General features: G+C 35.6%; 17 protein-coding genes and 1 pseudogene. 3 read left to right on the top strand and 15 right to left on the bottom strand.

What is annotated here, in order from left to right; all coding sequences use genetic code 11:
* Positions 1–685: 685 nt before the first annotated feature.
* The 4 genes from QNH20_RS12895 to QNH20_RS12880 form a co-directional block, all read right to left on the bottom strand.
* Positions 686–1,492, bottom strand: coding sequence for an imm11 family protein (locus tag QNH20_RS12895; protein WP_283923264.1), 807 nt, complete (start codon positions 1,490–1,492; stop codon positions 686–688).
* A gap of 2 nt (positions 1,493–1,494) precedes the next feature.
* Positions 1,495–2,301: an imm11 family protein gene (locus tag QNH20_RS12890; protein WP_283923263.1), complete on the bottom strand. Its 807-nt coding sequence runs from the start codon at positions 2,299–2,301 to the stop codon at positions 1,495–1,497.
* Between the two features lie 276 nt (positions 2,302–2,577).
* Entirely contained in the window at positions 2,578–3,387 is an 810-nt protein-coding gene (locus QNH20_RS12885) for an imm11 family protein (protein WP_283923262.1), read from the bottom strand.
* A 48-nt stretch (positions 3,388–3,435) separates the two neighbouring features.
* Positions 3,436–3,837: an AHH domain-containing protein gene (locus QNH20_RS12880; protein WP_283923261.1), complete on the bottom strand. Its 402-nt coding sequence runs from the start codon at positions 3,835–3,837 to the stop codon at positions 3,436–3,438.
* Between the two features lie 415 nt (positions 3,838–4,252).
* Between QNH20_RS12880 and QNH20_RS12875 the strand changes: the two genes are divergently transcribed.
* Positions 4,253–4,681, top strand: a complete 429-nt coding sequence (locus QNH20_RS12875; protein WP_283923260.1) for a hypothetical protein — start codon at positions 4,253–4,255, stop codon at positions 4,679–4,681.
* Between the two features lie 134 nt (positions 4,682–4,815).
* Here QNH20_RS12875 and QNH20_RS12870 read toward each other — a convergent pair whose 3' ends face one another.
* The 3 genes from QNH20_RS12870 to QNH20_RS12860 form a co-directional block, all read right to left on the bottom strand.
* Positions 4,816–4,959 (bottom strand): hypothetical protein, encoded by a 144-nt coding sequence (locus tag QNH20_RS12870; RefSeq protein WP_283923259.1) that lies wholly within the window; start codon positions 4,957–4,959, stop codon positions 4,816–4,818.
* A gap of 130 nt (positions 4,960–5,089) precedes the next feature.
* Positions 5,090–5,311, bottom strand: coding sequence for a DinB family protein (locus QNH20_RS12865; RefSeq protein ID WP_283923258.1), 222 nt, complete (start codon positions 5,309–5,311; stop codon positions 5,090–5,092).
* A 332-nt stretch (positions 5,312–5,643) separates the two neighbouring features.
* Entirely contained in the window at positions 5,644–6,048 is a 405-nt protein-coding gene (locus tag QNH20_RS12860) for a DnaA N-terminal domain-containing protein (protein WP_283923257.1), read from the bottom strand.
* Positions 6,049–6,424: 376 nt separating this feature from the next.
* On the opposite strand from QNH20_RS12860, the gene QNH20_RS12855 reads away from it, so the two are divergent.
* The gene (locus QNH20_RS12855) at positions 6,425–7,168 is read left to right on the top strand and encodes a cell wall hydrolase (RefSeq protein ID WP_283923256.1); all 744 of its coding nucleotides are present in this window, start codon (positions 6,425–6,427) and stop codon (positions 7,166–7,168) included.
* Between the two features lie 321 nt (positions 7,169–7,489).
* A complete protein-coding gene (locus QNH20_RS12850; protein WP_283923255.1) occupies positions 7,490–7,807 on the top strand; it encodes a hypothetical protein in 318 nt (105 codons plus the stop codon).
* Positions 7,808–8,137: 330 nt separating this feature from the next.
* Here QNH20_RS12850 and QNH20_RS12845 read toward each other — a convergent pair whose 3' ends face one another.
* The 8 genes and pseudogenes from QNH20_RS12845 to QNH20_RS12815 form a co-directional block, all read right to left on the bottom strand.
* Complete coding sequence (locus QNH20_RS12845) at positions 8,138–8,527, bottom strand: bacteriocin immunity protein (protein ID WP_283923254.1); 390 nt, start codon at positions 8,525–8,527, stop codon at positions 8,138–8,140.
* A 158-nt stretch (positions 8,528–8,685) separates the two neighbouring features.
* On the bottom strand, positions 8,686–8,943 hold the full coding sequence (locus QNH20_RS12840) for an HNH endonuclease (RefSeq protein WP_283923253.1): 258 nt from the start codon (positions 8,941–8,943) through the stop codon (positions 8,686–8,688).
* A 208-nt stretch (positions 8,944–9,151) separates the two neighbouring features.
* The gene (locus tag QNH20_RS12835) at positions 9,152–9,634 is read right to left on the bottom strand and encodes a hypothetical protein (protein WP_283923252.1); all 483 of its coding nucleotides are present in this window, start codon (positions 9,632–9,634) and stop codon (positions 9,152–9,154) included.
* A gap of 3 nt (positions 9,635–9,637) precedes the next feature.
* Complete coding sequence (locus QNH20_RS27075; protein ID WP_481858079.1) at positions 9,638–11,131, bottom strand: phage tail family protein; 1,494 nt, start codon at positions 11,129–11,131, stop codon at positions 9,638–9,640.
* Between the two features lie 12 nt (positions 11,132–11,143).
* Positions 11,144–11,287: pseudogene (locus tag QNH20_RS27070) on the bottom strand (recombinase family protein); the annotation flags it as partial.
* Positions 11,288–12,048: 761 nt separating this feature from the next.
* Complete coding sequence (locus QNH20_RS12825; RefSeq protein ID WP_283923251.1) at positions 12,049–12,405, bottom strand: hypothetical protein; 357 nt, start codon at positions 12,403–12,405, stop codon at positions 12,049–12,051.
* An 18-nt stretch (positions 12,406–12,423) separates the two neighbouring features.
* On the bottom strand, positions 12,424–14,256 hold the full coding sequence (locus tag QNH20_RS12820) for a hypothetical protein (RefSeq protein WP_283923250.1): 1,833 nt from the start codon (positions 14,254–14,256) through the stop codon (positions 12,424–12,426).
* Positions 14,253–14,561: a hypothetical protein gene (locus QNH20_RS12815; RefSeq protein ID WP_283923249.1), complete on the bottom strand. Its 309-nt coding sequence runs from the start codon at positions 14,559–14,561 to the stop codon at positions 14,253–14,255. Before QNH20_RS12815 ends, QNH20_RS12820 begins: the two co-directional genes overlap by 4 nt.
* Positions 14,562–14,576 lie beyond the last annotated feature (15 nt).

Here is a 14,576-nt window from a genome sequence, read left to right as displayed (position 1 = left end):
GGTCTTATGATAGCGGTAGTCAGGGTAGAATGTAGCGCACATGGTACTTGATCCCGTTTAACAAGCGAACCTATGACATAACAAGGGGCTAAGGGAGTTACCGGCTAATTTTGCATTTCTAGGAGGAAGAGATTCATAGCTGAATCCAGTAGTAGGTCTAGATGTTTCAAAAGGTGAAAGTGCTTATTATCACTTGTAGACCATACTCTTCTATAAAAGAAAAGAACGGTTGGGTCCCCCGAGTTGCCGTATCATAACAATGTATAACGTGCCAAGGTCTCTGACTCCAGAGAGGTTTTACCCTTCTTGCCTTTAACGAAAGATAGAATGTAGCTTTCTGCTGTGCTTTAGGCATCAGCCCTCTCGATTTACTAACATTATGGAGCTCAATCCCTTCAACCATCTGGCTTTCGGCTCGCTACCAACTGTCTACGCTTAAAAACTAGTTAATGAGAACGAGACAAGCGCATTCTCAGTAGGAATGCGCTTATCTATGGAATAAATGAGGCGAATAAAATGTAGCAACTGATATAGAAACTAACAAGGATCCCCATAACTGAATTTAGGGGTTTACACGGTGGTGGGACCTCTATATGTCAATGTTTTAACAAGATCATTCCGGAATTTTACGATGAATTATGACGAAAAAAGAATGTAAATAGTAAAAGGATGAAGCCCCCCCTGGTTACAGTACTTTCCACTTCATCCGCAGAAAAATAGGCGGATAGTAGATTGGGTTCAGCCACAAGTACGAACCGTCTTCCTGCAGCTGGCCGACCTGAAGCTCTTTATTTTCATCCATGCGCATTGCCCACTTGTCGCAGGCAATGGTCTTGTTTTTATTCATGACCAAATCAGATGCCTCTTCGAAGGTATACGTCGTTCCAAATGATGTATCAACGAGGTACGGATTCAGCCCCTCTTCTTCGCCAGTCGCAGCTTTTTCAAAATCCCAGACCTCAATGAAATCAAAGCCTTTCAGGCCCGAATTTAATACCTTATTACGGAAAAGGTCCGATACAAATACGGATGTCTTTTTGATCTTTTTTTCTTCGTGGTCAACAATTTTAAAAATATCCTGTCCTTTTATTGCTTGCTGAACAAATGCATACTTTTTATATTTCATGATGGAACCTGTCCGATACCTTTTAACTTCTGAATTCTCACCGTCAATACAGTCCAAAACATTTACTACATTAATAGCGTAATATTTCTTATATTTAGTTGAGTATAGGGGAAGAAGTTCTGCCTTCCCTTGTAATAAACCACCTAAAACATGAACTGCCTTTTCACTAAATACCGGGGGCGATAACAGGCCATCAGGATAATCACTCTCATTTCCCTCTTTATAGGTTCCCACTTGAATCGGTATCCAAGTTTCCTTCATTGGAACCCCTCTAAAATTTTCGCGAAAAAGGTCACTATCTTCATCATTCATAAAACTGAGAATCTCATATTTTTCACATTGACAGGATAGTTGCCAAATCTTCATGATTACAGTACCTTCCACTTCATCCCTAGAAAAATCGGAGGATAATAGATTGGGTTTAGCCACAAGTATGAACCGTCTTCCTGCAGCTGGCCGACCTGAAGCTCTTTGTTTTCGTCCAAGCGCATTGCCCATTTATCGCTGGCAACGGTCTTGTTTTGATTCATTACCAAATTGGTCGCCTCTTCGAAGGAATAGGTCGTTCCGAACGATGTATCAACGAGATAAGGATTCGGCCCCTCTTCTTCGCCGGTTGCAGCTTTTTCGGAATCCCAGACTTTTATGAAATCAAAGCCTTTCAGGCCCGATTCTAAGACTCTTTCTCTAAAAAGATCGGAAACGAATACTTTATTGATTAATATTTTTTTTGAATCATGGACCCTGATTTTAAAAATATTCTCTCTTTCTACCGTCTCTTTTATGAACACATATTTTGTATATTCCATAATTAACCCGTCACTGAATCTTTTCACCTCTGAATGATCTGCATCAATACAATCTAGCACATTGATAACGTTCCCTGCATAATATCTCTCATTTTTGACAGTATGCAATGGCAAAAGTTCAACTTTTCCTTTTAATAACTCACCTAATACTTGAACAGCCCTCTCGCTAAAAACAGGAGGTAATAGAAGACCACTAGGAAAATCGCTTTTAACTCCCTTTTTAAATGTTTCAATTTGAACCGGGGACAAATTTTCCGGCATGGGTATTCCTTTAAAGTTCTCACTAAAGAACTTAGCGCCTTGGTCGTCTGAAAAGTCCAATACCTCAAATCGCCCATATTGTCTTTTTAATAGCCATAATTTCATAAGTTCACTTCCTTATTAAACATAACCTAACAAATATATACAGTTCTCCATTTTAGTGAACTATTCCTTTTTTTAGAAAAAAGGCATGTGACAGCTGCAGTCTCCCGGTGACAGCCATTTCTTGTATTAGCATAAATTTTTATTAACTGTTAAACTGAAAAACTCCCGTGAACAAGGTTTTCACGGGAGTAATAACATCAATTTAGTTTGTGACAACTAAATTAAATTCTTTCGTTAAAATAATAAAAGCAATCATATTCCAGTGACACCGACGCTTTACAGCACCTTCCACTTCATCGCTAGAAAAATCGGAGGATAATAGATTGAGTTTATCCACAAGAATGAACCGTCTTCCTGCAGCTGGCCGACCTGAAGCTCTTTGTTTTCGTCCAGGCGCATTGCCCATTTGTCGCTGGCAACGGTCTTGTTTTGATTCATGACGAAATTGGTCGCCTCTTCGAAGGTATACGTCGTTCCAAATGATGTATCAACGAGATACGGATTCGCCAATTCTTCTTCGCCGGTTGCAGTTTTTTCTGAATCCCAGAATTCTATGAAATTAAAGCCTTCTAGACCAGACTCTATTACTTTCTTTCTAAAAAGATCCGATACAAAGACTTTAGTGCTAATGATCCGTTTGGATTCATGGTTCACAACTTTAAAAATATCCTGGCCTTCTACCATTTCCTTAAAAAAGGAAAATCCATCATAGTTGAGAATCCTTCCGCTTCTTGATCTTCTAACTTCTGAGGTATTTCCATCGATTGCACCTAAAACATTTAAAACATTAACAGCATAGTATTTTCTATTTTTTGTAGAAGTCAGTGGCAAAAGCTCTACTTTTTCCTCTAATATAAATTCCTGTAATACTTGCACAGCCTTTTCACTAAAAACAGGAACTAATAGCAACCCGTCGGGAAAATCACTCACTTTTCCATCTTTGTAGGTTTGAACTTGTATGGGCTGCCAGTTTTTTTTCATAGAGGTTCCATTAAAATTCTCATGAAACAGATTACTATCTTCTCTATTTATAAATTTGAGCACCTCATATTTTTCAAATTGGCAAGTTAATAGCCAAATCTTCATAAATTCACTTCCTTTAATTAAAATGAATAATTACCTCATTTGATATAACTAATAAATTAAATCAAAAGAGGTACCAATTTTAATTAAAATTAACCTCTCCCTATGAAGGATGATATCAGAAGAAAGTAACTTTGTTCTAATATCATGTAATTCTTCTTCAAGCAACTCCCTTATTACTTCATCTGATTCACCGGCATTATCTTTTACTACGATAGCCAATCTTTCATACACCGTTATAAAATAATTATTCGTGTGTCTTCCATTATGAGTGGCAACATAGATTACACCATCCCAATCAGGATCGGTATATTTAGTATAACCAAGGACATTAGGCAGCCTAACGCCATTAGTTGGAGAATTAATATCAATTTTATACTTTGATAGTATTTCTCTGGCTTTTACTACCGCCTCATAATTTGGACCCTCCGACACAATATGATGGCTTGCCAACTTCTATTATTAATTGGGTCAGGTGGATCAATTCCTACCTTTTTCATCGACTCACCTAATCTTGTTGATGGGAAACCGGATTCGGCATCACCCCTCATCTGTTTGGGAGTGTACCGACCACCCTTTAGAAAACATATTCTATAGTACTTCTAGTATATCGCATTCACCCCAAATAGGAACATACGATTGCGGCATCCTTTTTGCTATTCATTCAACTTCGATTCCTGATCCCCACTTCGTTATCGCTTCAACTTATAGGGGGGGCAGGCATCGAAATACTTCTTCTTTCAAAAGGCTCTGTTTAATTCACAATAAAGCTGCATAAAAACTAGAGAAAATATTATAGCTGATTTTGAAACCATATGAATGCAACAGCGTAATATAATTATTCAAACATTATAGGATGTGTAAAAAATTGTATTATTTTATACTCATACTAGGAGCTCTATTTTTTCTATATGCTATTATTTACTTGATTTATTTGTTTATTGATAAAGAATTTACTTTACTAAATGTAGCTAAGACCCTTGGAGTCTTTTTAGTAGGTGTATTACTATTAGTAGTAACTCTCCCCAGTCTAAAATACATATTATTAAAAGAATATGATGTTGTCAGTGGGAAATGTACCATCGAAATAACTTCATCTGGACGTTCTGCTGGAGCGACCTTTGAAATGCTTGATACAGGTGATTTGTTTTCTTTTAATCATATACCTCAACTTGATGCATATGGAAAGTCAATTCCATATTATTGTAAACTGACAGTTACAAAAGATCATAAGTTTGAAATTGGTTATAAAATTTATGATGTCAAGTCAAGAAAACTTATATTAACAAGTGAATAGTTTACTTTTGATAACTAATTTTACTTCTCCAACAAAAAAATCATTTTATACGTTTCATCCATATCCAATTGAGGTTTCTCATTTTTAAAATTTAAAGCCTCGGCAGGAACCGAGACTTCATCCAAAGTATATTGTTATGTTGGCGGCATATCTTTTTCGTAGGCGATCACCACAACTTCTTTTTGTGATTTCTCGCTTAATTTTTCTTCTAATGATTTGATTTCATTGATTAAATGAGAAGATAAATCAGCTGCAACATATTCCTTCTCTCTGTCCATAATCATCGCTCCTTTAGACTTATTATTTCTCATTGGAGCGAAACTATAATCTATTTTTTATTCTCAGAAAGATTTATTTCCTTAATGAGTGAAAAAACTTTCTCGAAATAATTGGAGCATCCATTTCCAATTACGCCCATTCTTCTCTTGTGGGTCCATAAATCCCTGGAACTCTTACTCCGGCCTGACGCATGAAAACCGTCATTTGCCAGCGATGATGAATAATGTGCCTGACAAGCAATAAGAGCGTATCACCCTTCGTCATTGTCCTGCCAAACACATTTACCTCTTCAGTAAGAGAAGCCCAAGCATTTCCTTTTACCCAATTATAAATGTATGACACATTTTTCATTCGTTAAAAGATTTCTTTTATTTATTTATTATTCTTAATTAGTTAGCTTTCATTGATCGATATCCTATATGTTAAATCTTCCGCGATAAATACAAACTCTTTAATTCCAATAAATTCTGATTCACTAATCAAGTAAAACTATGCTCATTTTTTATATCCATTAAACTGCCTTTTTAGTCTATATACCTTCATTGAATAACCTCTAATGATAAATGAAAATGATTAATTGTTTGTGCTATTTCTTTAAACAATTCTTACAAACTCTTATAACTCTATTTTAGCATCAATAAAAGGGAGCTGAGTTAGTCCCTAAATGATCATTTGCCAGTCTTTCATTTATGAGTATCCTCTTGCTCCAATACATGTATTCTCTTTTCCAGTTCTTCAATTTTCTCCTGTTGTTTCGTTATTAATGCGCCCTGTTCTTGGATTAAGTTTTTCAACTCATGATAAGAGGTCCTCTGACTATGACTTTGGATCGCCGTCGTTTCCTTTTCTAAACTCACATCAATACTTGGAAACTTGATTTCGTAGGTTTTTTCGGTTAATTCTCTAACTGTTTCGGAAATTAATGATTTATACCGTTCCTCTAACCAATCTGCGTTAAATATATTTTTCGCTTTTACAAACAAAATATCATTATCAATTTCTACTTCCGTGCCTACAAACCAAGTTTCAAAACTTGGTTTTGATATTTTTTCGCTTATTTTTTTAAGAACCTCAATCCATAAATCCATTAAAAGCATCTCCTTGCTTGTATAAACGTCATTTTTGATTATTTACCATTTAACTTAATTATAAATTTGTTATTACTATAAAAAATAGGACAATTATGGATACATCGGTATCAGTATTTTGATTTCCTATTTGGAAAAGTAAATACTGCTAAAAATTGACCTTATTAAAATGACAAATACCTTGGGTAATTTATTCCTCCGCTTCGTTTAATTTCCTAGTTTATTACATTTTTATAGGAGTATTGTCATAAAACCTCATTTAATGTAATTCTGTTCATCAAAATAAAAAGAATTGTAATGCTATCGTTCTGTAAATGAAGTTTAAGCCATGTTAGGGTATTATCATGAGAATTTTACAGGAGGTAGCACACACATCATGAAGAATTCTATGAAATCATTTATTGTAGCTTGTGTAGCTACAATTTCCATAGGAGTACACACTAATACGGCAATGGCGATCACCAATTCCTTCACTCAAAATGAACACAGCTTTCCGGAACATGAAACACAAAATAGTTTAACCATAGATAATTTAGGGTATGGAGAAATCTTACAACCTCAGAGCTTATCCATCCAATTAGCAAAACCTGTGATACATGTAGCTGCAAAAGCAGTTGAAATACTTGCAGATCCGTCAAAATCTGCAGCTGAGAATAATAATAATTTGACAGTAGAAGCGGAAAATGCAGATCAACCCATTGAACCAAAAGTAGAAGCTCCAGTTGAAGAGGTTGCAACACCTGCGATTTCTATTTCAGATAATGAAAAAGACTTATTTGCCAGACTAGTTGAAGCGGAGGCAAAAGGAGAGCCCTATGAAGGAAAAGTAGCCGTTGCAACAGTCGTATTAAATCGAGTGGAATCCTCTCAGTTTCCTGATACGGTGACAGAGGTGATTAACCAAGTAGTTGGTGATGCTTATGCCTTTTCACCTGTTCAAAATGGTGAAATTAATAAACCGGCATCAAAAGAGTCAACTCAAGCAGTAGAAGAAGCTCTAAAAAGAGAAGATACTTTAAATGATTCCATTTTTTTCTATAACCCTGAAATTGCTACAGATAATTGGATTCGATCCCGTGAAACAGTAAAGACAATCGGTAATCATGTGTTTGCAAAATAGATGGATGATTATTAAAATGGCATGCCAAACTGACAAAAGTCAGGGCATGCCATTTTTTAATAAGGCTGTATCCTAGTTTCCATGCAGCAATTAATCGTTAGCGGTTCACGAGTTTATTTTTGAAAATCGTTACATGAACCCCTCTGCACTCGAATTAATGGAACCACCTAGTTAAAAAAATTACTGGGCTTGAGCCATTATTTTTTTGAACATGGGTTTTGAAAGCCTTGTAAGGAACAATAGGTATAAAGACTAAAGGAAAATAGTAGGATTTACTTTCCTCTTCCATCTCTTACAATACATAGAGGGAGGTAGAGTAACATGTTCAAAAGAGTGATCATCCTTGGGGTGCTCTCATTAGTTTTAATAGCATTAGTTTTACTTAAAACCCATACAGCTGCTCCAGTAAACAATCCAAGTAAGAAAAGCAACGATTCTTCTGAATATACTACAGTAGAATATAAAATTAGCAAAATTGAAGGCAATCAGTACTACGGAAAAAGTAATGACGAGACAGAAATCATTTTTTCTTCTCAAAGCATCGTTTCTGATGATGAAATACAAGTCGATGATGAAGTCATATGCTATTTTGAAAAAGGTAATTTAGGGAAAGGAATAGTAAAAGTCGAAAAAAAATAATATTTTTTAAGCTGCCCGCTTGTTTCACTTCGTTCCCTAATCTTGAATCGCGTTGGCTATGGAAATTGTTTAACAAAGGCTAAGATATTCCCATCGGGATCGTATTTTGAGCATGAAATGATCCATCCAAAATTGTGTTGGATCATTTAGTTGCCAATTAATGAGTTTTTGATGTAATTGAAAGGTTATTTTTTAACCATAATATCCTTTGAATTCAAAAAACCTTGAAAGGCATATAACCAATCAAGGTTTTCATTCAAAACTAATCTGCTCATCCCATTATCTACACACTGCTCAGAATCTTAGTATTACTCTTAATTCACTGTTATACTATTCACTTGCAAGTGCTTTTTCTATAATTTGCTCAGCTGTTAAATCTTCGTCTGAATAGTAAATATAATCTGAGATGTCTGGATTCTTCGCTGCATTTTCTACTATTAATAAAAGATTATCAATTTCATACTCCTCCCCAGAAACATCTTGTATCTTAGTGACCATATCAATCAATTCTTTTTTTGATAGGTTATCTTTTTTTCTGTTCTCATAATCGATTATTCTATCACTGATGTATTCATTACCACGATCCGTATAAAATAAATCACCTACATCAGGAAAAGTTACGAGTGACTGAAGTTCCATAATTAGTTTATCTGTAGGTTCCAAAAGGTACCTTTTATCCATTATTTCCTTAACTAGTTTTCTTATTCTTTCTTGCTTCACCTTAACTACTACCTCCTATAGTGGTTTTTTAAGCTTGCTCCTTTTTTTCCAAAGTGATATGACCTATCAAGAATTTCTTGGTGCATTCTTGGAGAAACAATAATTAAATTATAAAGGTCATACACTCCACCCGTATGAGTAAATTCTCTATGAACTTCTTAATCAACAAGAATCATCGTTTTCCCATCTTGATGATGATGCCAAGTATAACCTTCAGTCGCTTCATATAAAGAAGCAACTGGTGGGTCAGAATCTTTATTTAACCCAGCCTTAATATTTGCATTTTTATAATCTAAAGGACGGTTAGTTGGATTTGCAATTTCAATTTTTACTGGTTTAACAGTAGGGTATGCATATGATGTGAAATCAGGATAACCCTCAGGATACCTGACAGTCTGTCCGAATTCAATACACACCGATCAGATCCTTGATCGCTTCGGCGAGTCTTGGGTGTATTAATCGATTCTTTTATTGACGAAAACTTTATACATTAAATAACTAATCGGAAGTATACTAGAAAAAAATGAACGGCCCGTTCATTTTTTTCATAAACTATTAAAACACATTAAAATACCTTGAAAGGTTAGAACCAGTCAAGGTATTTAAACTTAACAAATAATTTTCTTATTGTTGATTATATATATTTAGCAACTCTCTCTTAAAATCTTCATACATATAAAATGCTTCTTTTAATACTTCTTCTAATTCTTTATAACTACGGAAAATTGGCTTTTTTATTCTTTCTTTTGGATTAATTAATAACCTTGAGTAGACACTCCATGGACTACCCAATCGTACTTCATTGTTATGATAGACTACCCAAATAAACTCTGTCATTCCATTTTCTAATATGATGTTAAACCAAATCATATTATTTGGTGAATTATCTACAACCCCTAATTTAAAAAATTTCTCTTTCTTATCAAAAGTTGCCTGATATCCAAAACTGTTAAATATTTCAATAACTTTCTCGACATCATACTCATCTAACCTATCATTTAAATCATTAGGATTTCCTCTAAAACGCTCAGACATTTTTTTATACTTATTTACAAAATCAATTTTTTCCAAGGCTAACTTGATTTCAGGTTTCATCTCTAAACTCATTATCTATTCCTCCATAAACCTTAATTCTAGTCCATATTCTTTAGCTACTTGTTTATATCTTTCTATATCAGTAATATGTTTGTTCGTTGCTGGAATTTCTAATATTAATTTTCCTTCCAATGGTTTCCCATCTAACTCTGGATAAGCATTTGAGCGTATTTTTGTACCAGCAGAATATTTTTTAGTCATTTCATTCAAATATTGTCTATAAGTTTTTTCATCAATCATATCTAAATCTGTTGCTTTTCGTGAGATAATTTCTTTTTCAAAAGGATCATATGAGTCCAATCTTTTTCCATTTTCTAAATGAATCTCATGATAATCATATATATCTCTATTTCTTATAGTCTTATTAAACTTATTTCCTCTTGCCATAGGGGAATCGTTTAACCAATATTCCCTTGCTTGTTTCCATTCTAACCTATCTTTCGGAGTTTTACCCTCTTTAGCTTTACGTATAAGATACTTTTCGTAATCGGACTCTAATTTAGAATCTATAAATCTTCTATTAGAAGACAATAAATCTTCTCCTATACCCGTAACCTTCACCGCAAACTGACTAGCAACATCCTCAATCCTATCCTGAACAATTTTAGGATTTGTTACTTTCCATGGCAGGGTACCGCTTGTACTGTAGGCGATGTTATGGTCTGGGTTGACCATTTTTTTCATTCCGCCTACTATGCCATCCATAAAAATAACGGCTCCGCCCTTGACGCCTTTTACAAACTCCAAGGTCCCCTTCTTGAAACCTTCAAAGGCTTTATTGTTCTTGACGAGGTCATCTACCTTTGCTTTTGTTGTATCAGAAACCGGCTTTGGTTTTGAATCAGGAGTTTTGCTGGTCAGCTTCGATATCTTTGAAAGTTTAGTGGCCATCCCCACAATAGGTATGAATGAGGAAGCCGCACTTCCTGTTACGTACATAATCCCTTCCTCTTCATAAGTGTCCGAGATCGATTGAGAGACGGATTCGACTACACCAACCGGGTCCTTGATTGCTTCGATGAGTGCTCCTGTGTATTGGTCTATTCTTTTATTCGCTGCTTTATTGATGAAGTCAGGCTCTATTGTGTCTGGAATCACACTGGATACTGCTACGATCCCTGCGTCTATTACGAGTGTTGCCAATCCAGTTACAATGGAGTACAGACCGACGGCTACTCCTCTCAGGAGATCAAATACATCCTTTGACATATCCTCGATCGCATCCCACATGCCTTCAAAAATGCTCGTATACTTGTACTTCATTTTTAAAGCTTTCACTTGATAGTGATCATCGACGATTTCAAATTTCTTTACATTTGAATTATACAGTCGCCAAAGCTGTTCCATTTTGTTGTCGAGAGATCTCTGTGACGATTGAATTTCGCGGCTGATCATTTGCAGTTTTGCTTGATTGCTTCTGCTTTTTTCTATTTCTCTTTCTTTCTCTTCGTCCGATAAGAAAAAGGTAGGGAACGGCTCCCTGTTAGCTGTCAGGCAAGCTATGGTCACTCCGCTAATTCATTTATCTTGGTATATGTGAAGCAGTTGTAGTTTATTTTCGTTACAATACCGTTCAATTTCTTCTACTTAATACGCTAGGCTGTATCCTTCATGTACTTGTCCGTCTGTTGAAACTCGTACATAACCAACTACTTTCTCTCCCATCATAAATCCCCTCCCGTTACAGAAATTTGAGTCCCTGTAACGTTTACCCGTTTTTTGCGGACAACGTGTTCGTAACGTAAATCCGTTAAAACGTACTTTACGATGACTTCAAAATAATACAACCCTTAATTTTTACAATAGTTTTTTCTCTAGTAGTGTTGTACACTGTACAAAGCCACTACAATCTAAAAATATCACACTTAATACACTTATAAAATTATACGTTTACCAACTTATTTCTACGCTAAAATGCAAAAAAGCACTTGTTGTCATAATTGACAATCAAGTGCTTTAAGTTCATGTATTTTCTAAGTTTCTATGTTAGTTCCAAGGTTATAAGTTTCATTGCATCGTAACAACAGTATGACACCTTTTGTGCTTCGTGACAAGTAATACCTTTAAAACGTACGAGCTCTTATGCATTCGTTAGTTTTATGTACATTCCATGCCATTATACCCATCGCCTATTAAAATGCCATCTCACCTAAGCTCGTACTTCTTTTTCTATTCTATCCTTGCACATAGTACTCTATGATGGTCCAACCATCATGGAGTTTGTACTTTTTAACAGCCTATTTTTTTGCTTTCCACTTCAAAAATAAGTTCTTTTTCATTCATTTGCCTTATGTGCTTTTGTATTTATAGTTTTAGAACCATGGGCTTTATCACTCGCTTATGTTGCTTTACTAATACAAGCTCTTAACATATATTTTCACAATAATAATTATTAATACCAATTCATAGCATTTAATCTTTTCAAATTAAACTTCGTCAGACAAAGCATCATCGTAATCCTGTAATTCTTCCATAATTTCTTTTAATCGGTCAATATTATTAATAAATTCGTCGTAAGAAATTTCTTGATAATTGAAAATTCCTTCACCGTATTCATCACTATCAAATATTTTCACTTCTGCACCTAACTTCAACAAGTTATCAACTAACCCTTTTAAACTTTCCATATCATCAATATCATTTGCATCCGTTTCGGCAAAAAAATCTTTGTTTTCAATTTTATTTTTTATCTCTGTAATTCCTAAACCAGTGTACTTTCTTAAGGGTACTACACATTTACTAAATGTACCATTAGAGCTTATTTTAATTGCCATTTTACTCATCTATTATTCTCCTTTCCATTAAAATTCTTCTAAATAATTTGGATCAACAGGTCTACCAGGTGCATTTTTACTATAGCTTCCGCCATGCCACCCCTTTAAATGTTCCCTACTAGTTACAGGATAAATTAATTCTCCTATATTACATATATGTGGGTAATTCATAGCATTGTAAGTATGATGTCCAATTATTGATTGCCCATTATATTGAGGTTTTTTTCCTTTTAAAATCTCTTGTATCTGTTCATTAGTCCATTCCCTTGTTGGAGGTTCTCCATCTAAAATCCTTTTCTTTTCTTGCTTCCAAAATTCATTAACCCCTGCAGCTCTTCTTTTTGAAAATCTTTTATCCCATTGATATCTTTTATATTCTTCTTTTGTTACTGTACGATTTTCAATCTTTTCTTTTATTATTTTCTGCTGATCCCTACTTAAAGATTTGTATGGTGTAAGCTTTGGTGTTAAATCGAGTTCTGCTTTCAGTACCCTTTGGGCAATAATTTCTTCTCCTACTGCTACTTTCTTATTACCCAGAGCTTCACCCGTACCCTTCACCGCAAACTGACTAGCAACATCCTCAATCCTATCCTGAACAATTTTAGGATTTGTTACTTTCCATGGCAGGGTACCGCTTGTACTGTAGGCGATGTTATGGTCTGGGTTGACCATTTTTTTCATTCCGCCTACTATGCCATCCATAAAAATAACGGCTCCGCCCTTGACGCCTTTTACAAACTCCAGAGTTCCCTTCTTGATACCTTCAAAGGCTTTATTGTTCTTGACGAGGTCATCTACCTTTGCTTTTATTGTATCAGAAACCGGCTTTGGTTTTGAATCAGGAGTTTTGCTGGTCAGCTTCGATATCTTTGAAAGTTTAGTGGCCATCCCCACAATAGGTATGAATGAAGAAGCCGTGCTTCCTGTTACGTACATAATCCCTTCCTCTTCATAGGTGTCTGAGATGGATTGAGAGACGGATTCGACTACACCAATCGGGTCCTTGATCGCTTCGACGAGAGCTTCAGTGTATTGATCGATTCTTTTATTGGCTGCTTTATTGATGAAGTCAGGCTCTATTGTGTCTGGAATCACACTGGATACTGCTACGATCCCTGCGTCTATTACGAGTGTTGCCAATCCAGTTACAATGGAGTACAGACCGACGGCTACTCCTCTCAGGAGATCAAATACATCCTTTGACATATCTTCGATCGCATCCCACATGCCTTCAAAAATGCTCGTATACTTGTACTTCATTTTTAAAGCTTTCACTTGATAGTGATCATCGACGATTTCAAATTTCTTCACTTTTGAGTCATACAGTCGCCAAAGCTGTTCCATTTTGTTGTCGAGAGATCTCTGTGACGATTGAATTTCGCGGCTGATCATTTGCAGTTTTGCTTGATTGCTTCTGCTTTTTTCTATTTCTCTTTCTTTCTCCTCGTCCGATAAGAAAAAGGTAGGGAACGGCTCCCTGTTCGCCGTCAGGTAAGCTTTGGGCAAGTTATTCAGAATGCCGGTCTCCATCTGCTGGAGGTTAAACCAAATATCATTCCGATCGACCCTCATCATCGCATGTCTCGCTAAAGGTGAAATATAGGCCGTTGTTTCCCCTACATAATTTTCGAATAGGGACAAGAGATCGTTCATTTGCTCCTGGTAGTCTTTTATATAATTCTGCGAATCTTGTATTTTTCCCTCCCAGGCATCGATGCTTTCCCCTTGGTTTTCTGCGATGAAAACTGAAATTTTAGCCAGGGACGAATGCATCGTATTCAGTGCATTTTTATAGACGTGCAACTGTTCGATGATTCCGTCCAGAATGCCATAATTGATTTTTATATCGTTCTTCATTTCGAACCACTCCTGATCACTTGGCCAATCTTTTCATCTGTTTCTTTCATTTTAGTCACTAAAATTTCTCCTGCTTGATGGATGGCATGCAGATTCTCAAGCAATTTCGTATTGCTGTCATCATTCATATTGTCCAAGAGAGCATCCATTTCCTCAACGAAATCGGAGTTGAAGCTTTTTAACTGGCCTCTGGTGGAGGAACGAAAATTCTTTGTATAACTATCAAACTCTTGAATGCTTGCTTTAAGAGAACTTAACACCGCTTGAAGCTCAATAATATTCAATTTGATGTCTTGGTTGGCCACCTGAATCACCCCTTA

Source organism: Neobacillus sp. WH10 (genome assembly GCF_030123405.1).
GTDB lineage: Bacteria > Bacillota > Bacilli > Bacillales > Cytobacillaceae > Neobacillus.
The sequence above is the reverse complement of the archived record's forward strand: the minus strand, read 5'-3'. Positions and strand labels throughout refer to the sequence as shown.

What these genes read in the sequence shown, in the direction of transcription:
- QNH20_RS12895 (WP_283923264.1), bottom strand. Translation starts at nt 1,492, where the DNA reads ATGAAGATTTGGCAACTATCCTGTCAATGTGAAAAATATGAGATTCTC.
- QNH20_RS12870 (WP_283923259.1), bottom strand. Translation starts at nt 4,959, where the DNA reads ATGGACAGAGAGAAGGAATATGTTGCAGCTGATTTATCTTCTCATTTA.
- QNH20_RS12820 (WP_283923250.1), bottom strand. Translation starts at nt 14,256, where the DNA reads ATGAAGAACGATATAAAAATCAATTATGGCATTCTGGACGGAATCATC.
- QNH20_RS12865 (WP_283923258.1), bottom strand. Translation starts at nt 5,311, where the DNA reads ATGAAAAATGTGTCATACATTTATAATTGGGTAAAAGGAAATGCTTGG.
- QNH20_RS12855 (WP_283923256.1), top strand. Translation starts at nt 6,425, where the DNA reads ATGAAGAATTCTATGAAATCATTTATTGTAGCTTGTGTAGCTACAATT.
- QNH20_RS12835 (WP_283923252.1), bottom strand. Translation starts at nt 9,634, where the DNA reads ATGAGTTTAGAGATGAAACCTGAAATCAAGTTAGCCTTGGAAAAAATT.
- QNH20_RS12885 (WP_283923262.1), bottom strand. Translation starts at nt 3,387, where the DNA reads ATGAAGATTTGGCTATTAACTTGCCAATTTGAAAAATATGAGGTGCTC.
- QNH20_RS12860 (WP_283923257.1), bottom strand. Translation starts at nt 6,048, where the DNA reads ATGGATTTATGGATTGAGGTTCTTAAAAAAATAAGCGAAAAAATATCA.
- QNH20_RS12825 (WP_283923251.1), bottom strand. Translation starts at nt 12,405, where the DNA reads ATGAGTAAAATGGCAATTAAAATAAGCTCTAATGGTACATTTAGTAAA.
- QNH20_RS12850 (WP_283923255.1), top strand. Translation starts at nt 7,490, where the DNA reads ATGTTCAAAAGAGTGATCATCCTTGGGGTGCTCTCATTAGTTTTAATA.
- QNH20_RS12890 (WP_283923263.1), bottom strand. Translation starts at nt 2,301, where the DNA reads ATGAAATTATGGCTATTAAAAAGACAATATGGGCGATTTGAGGTATTG.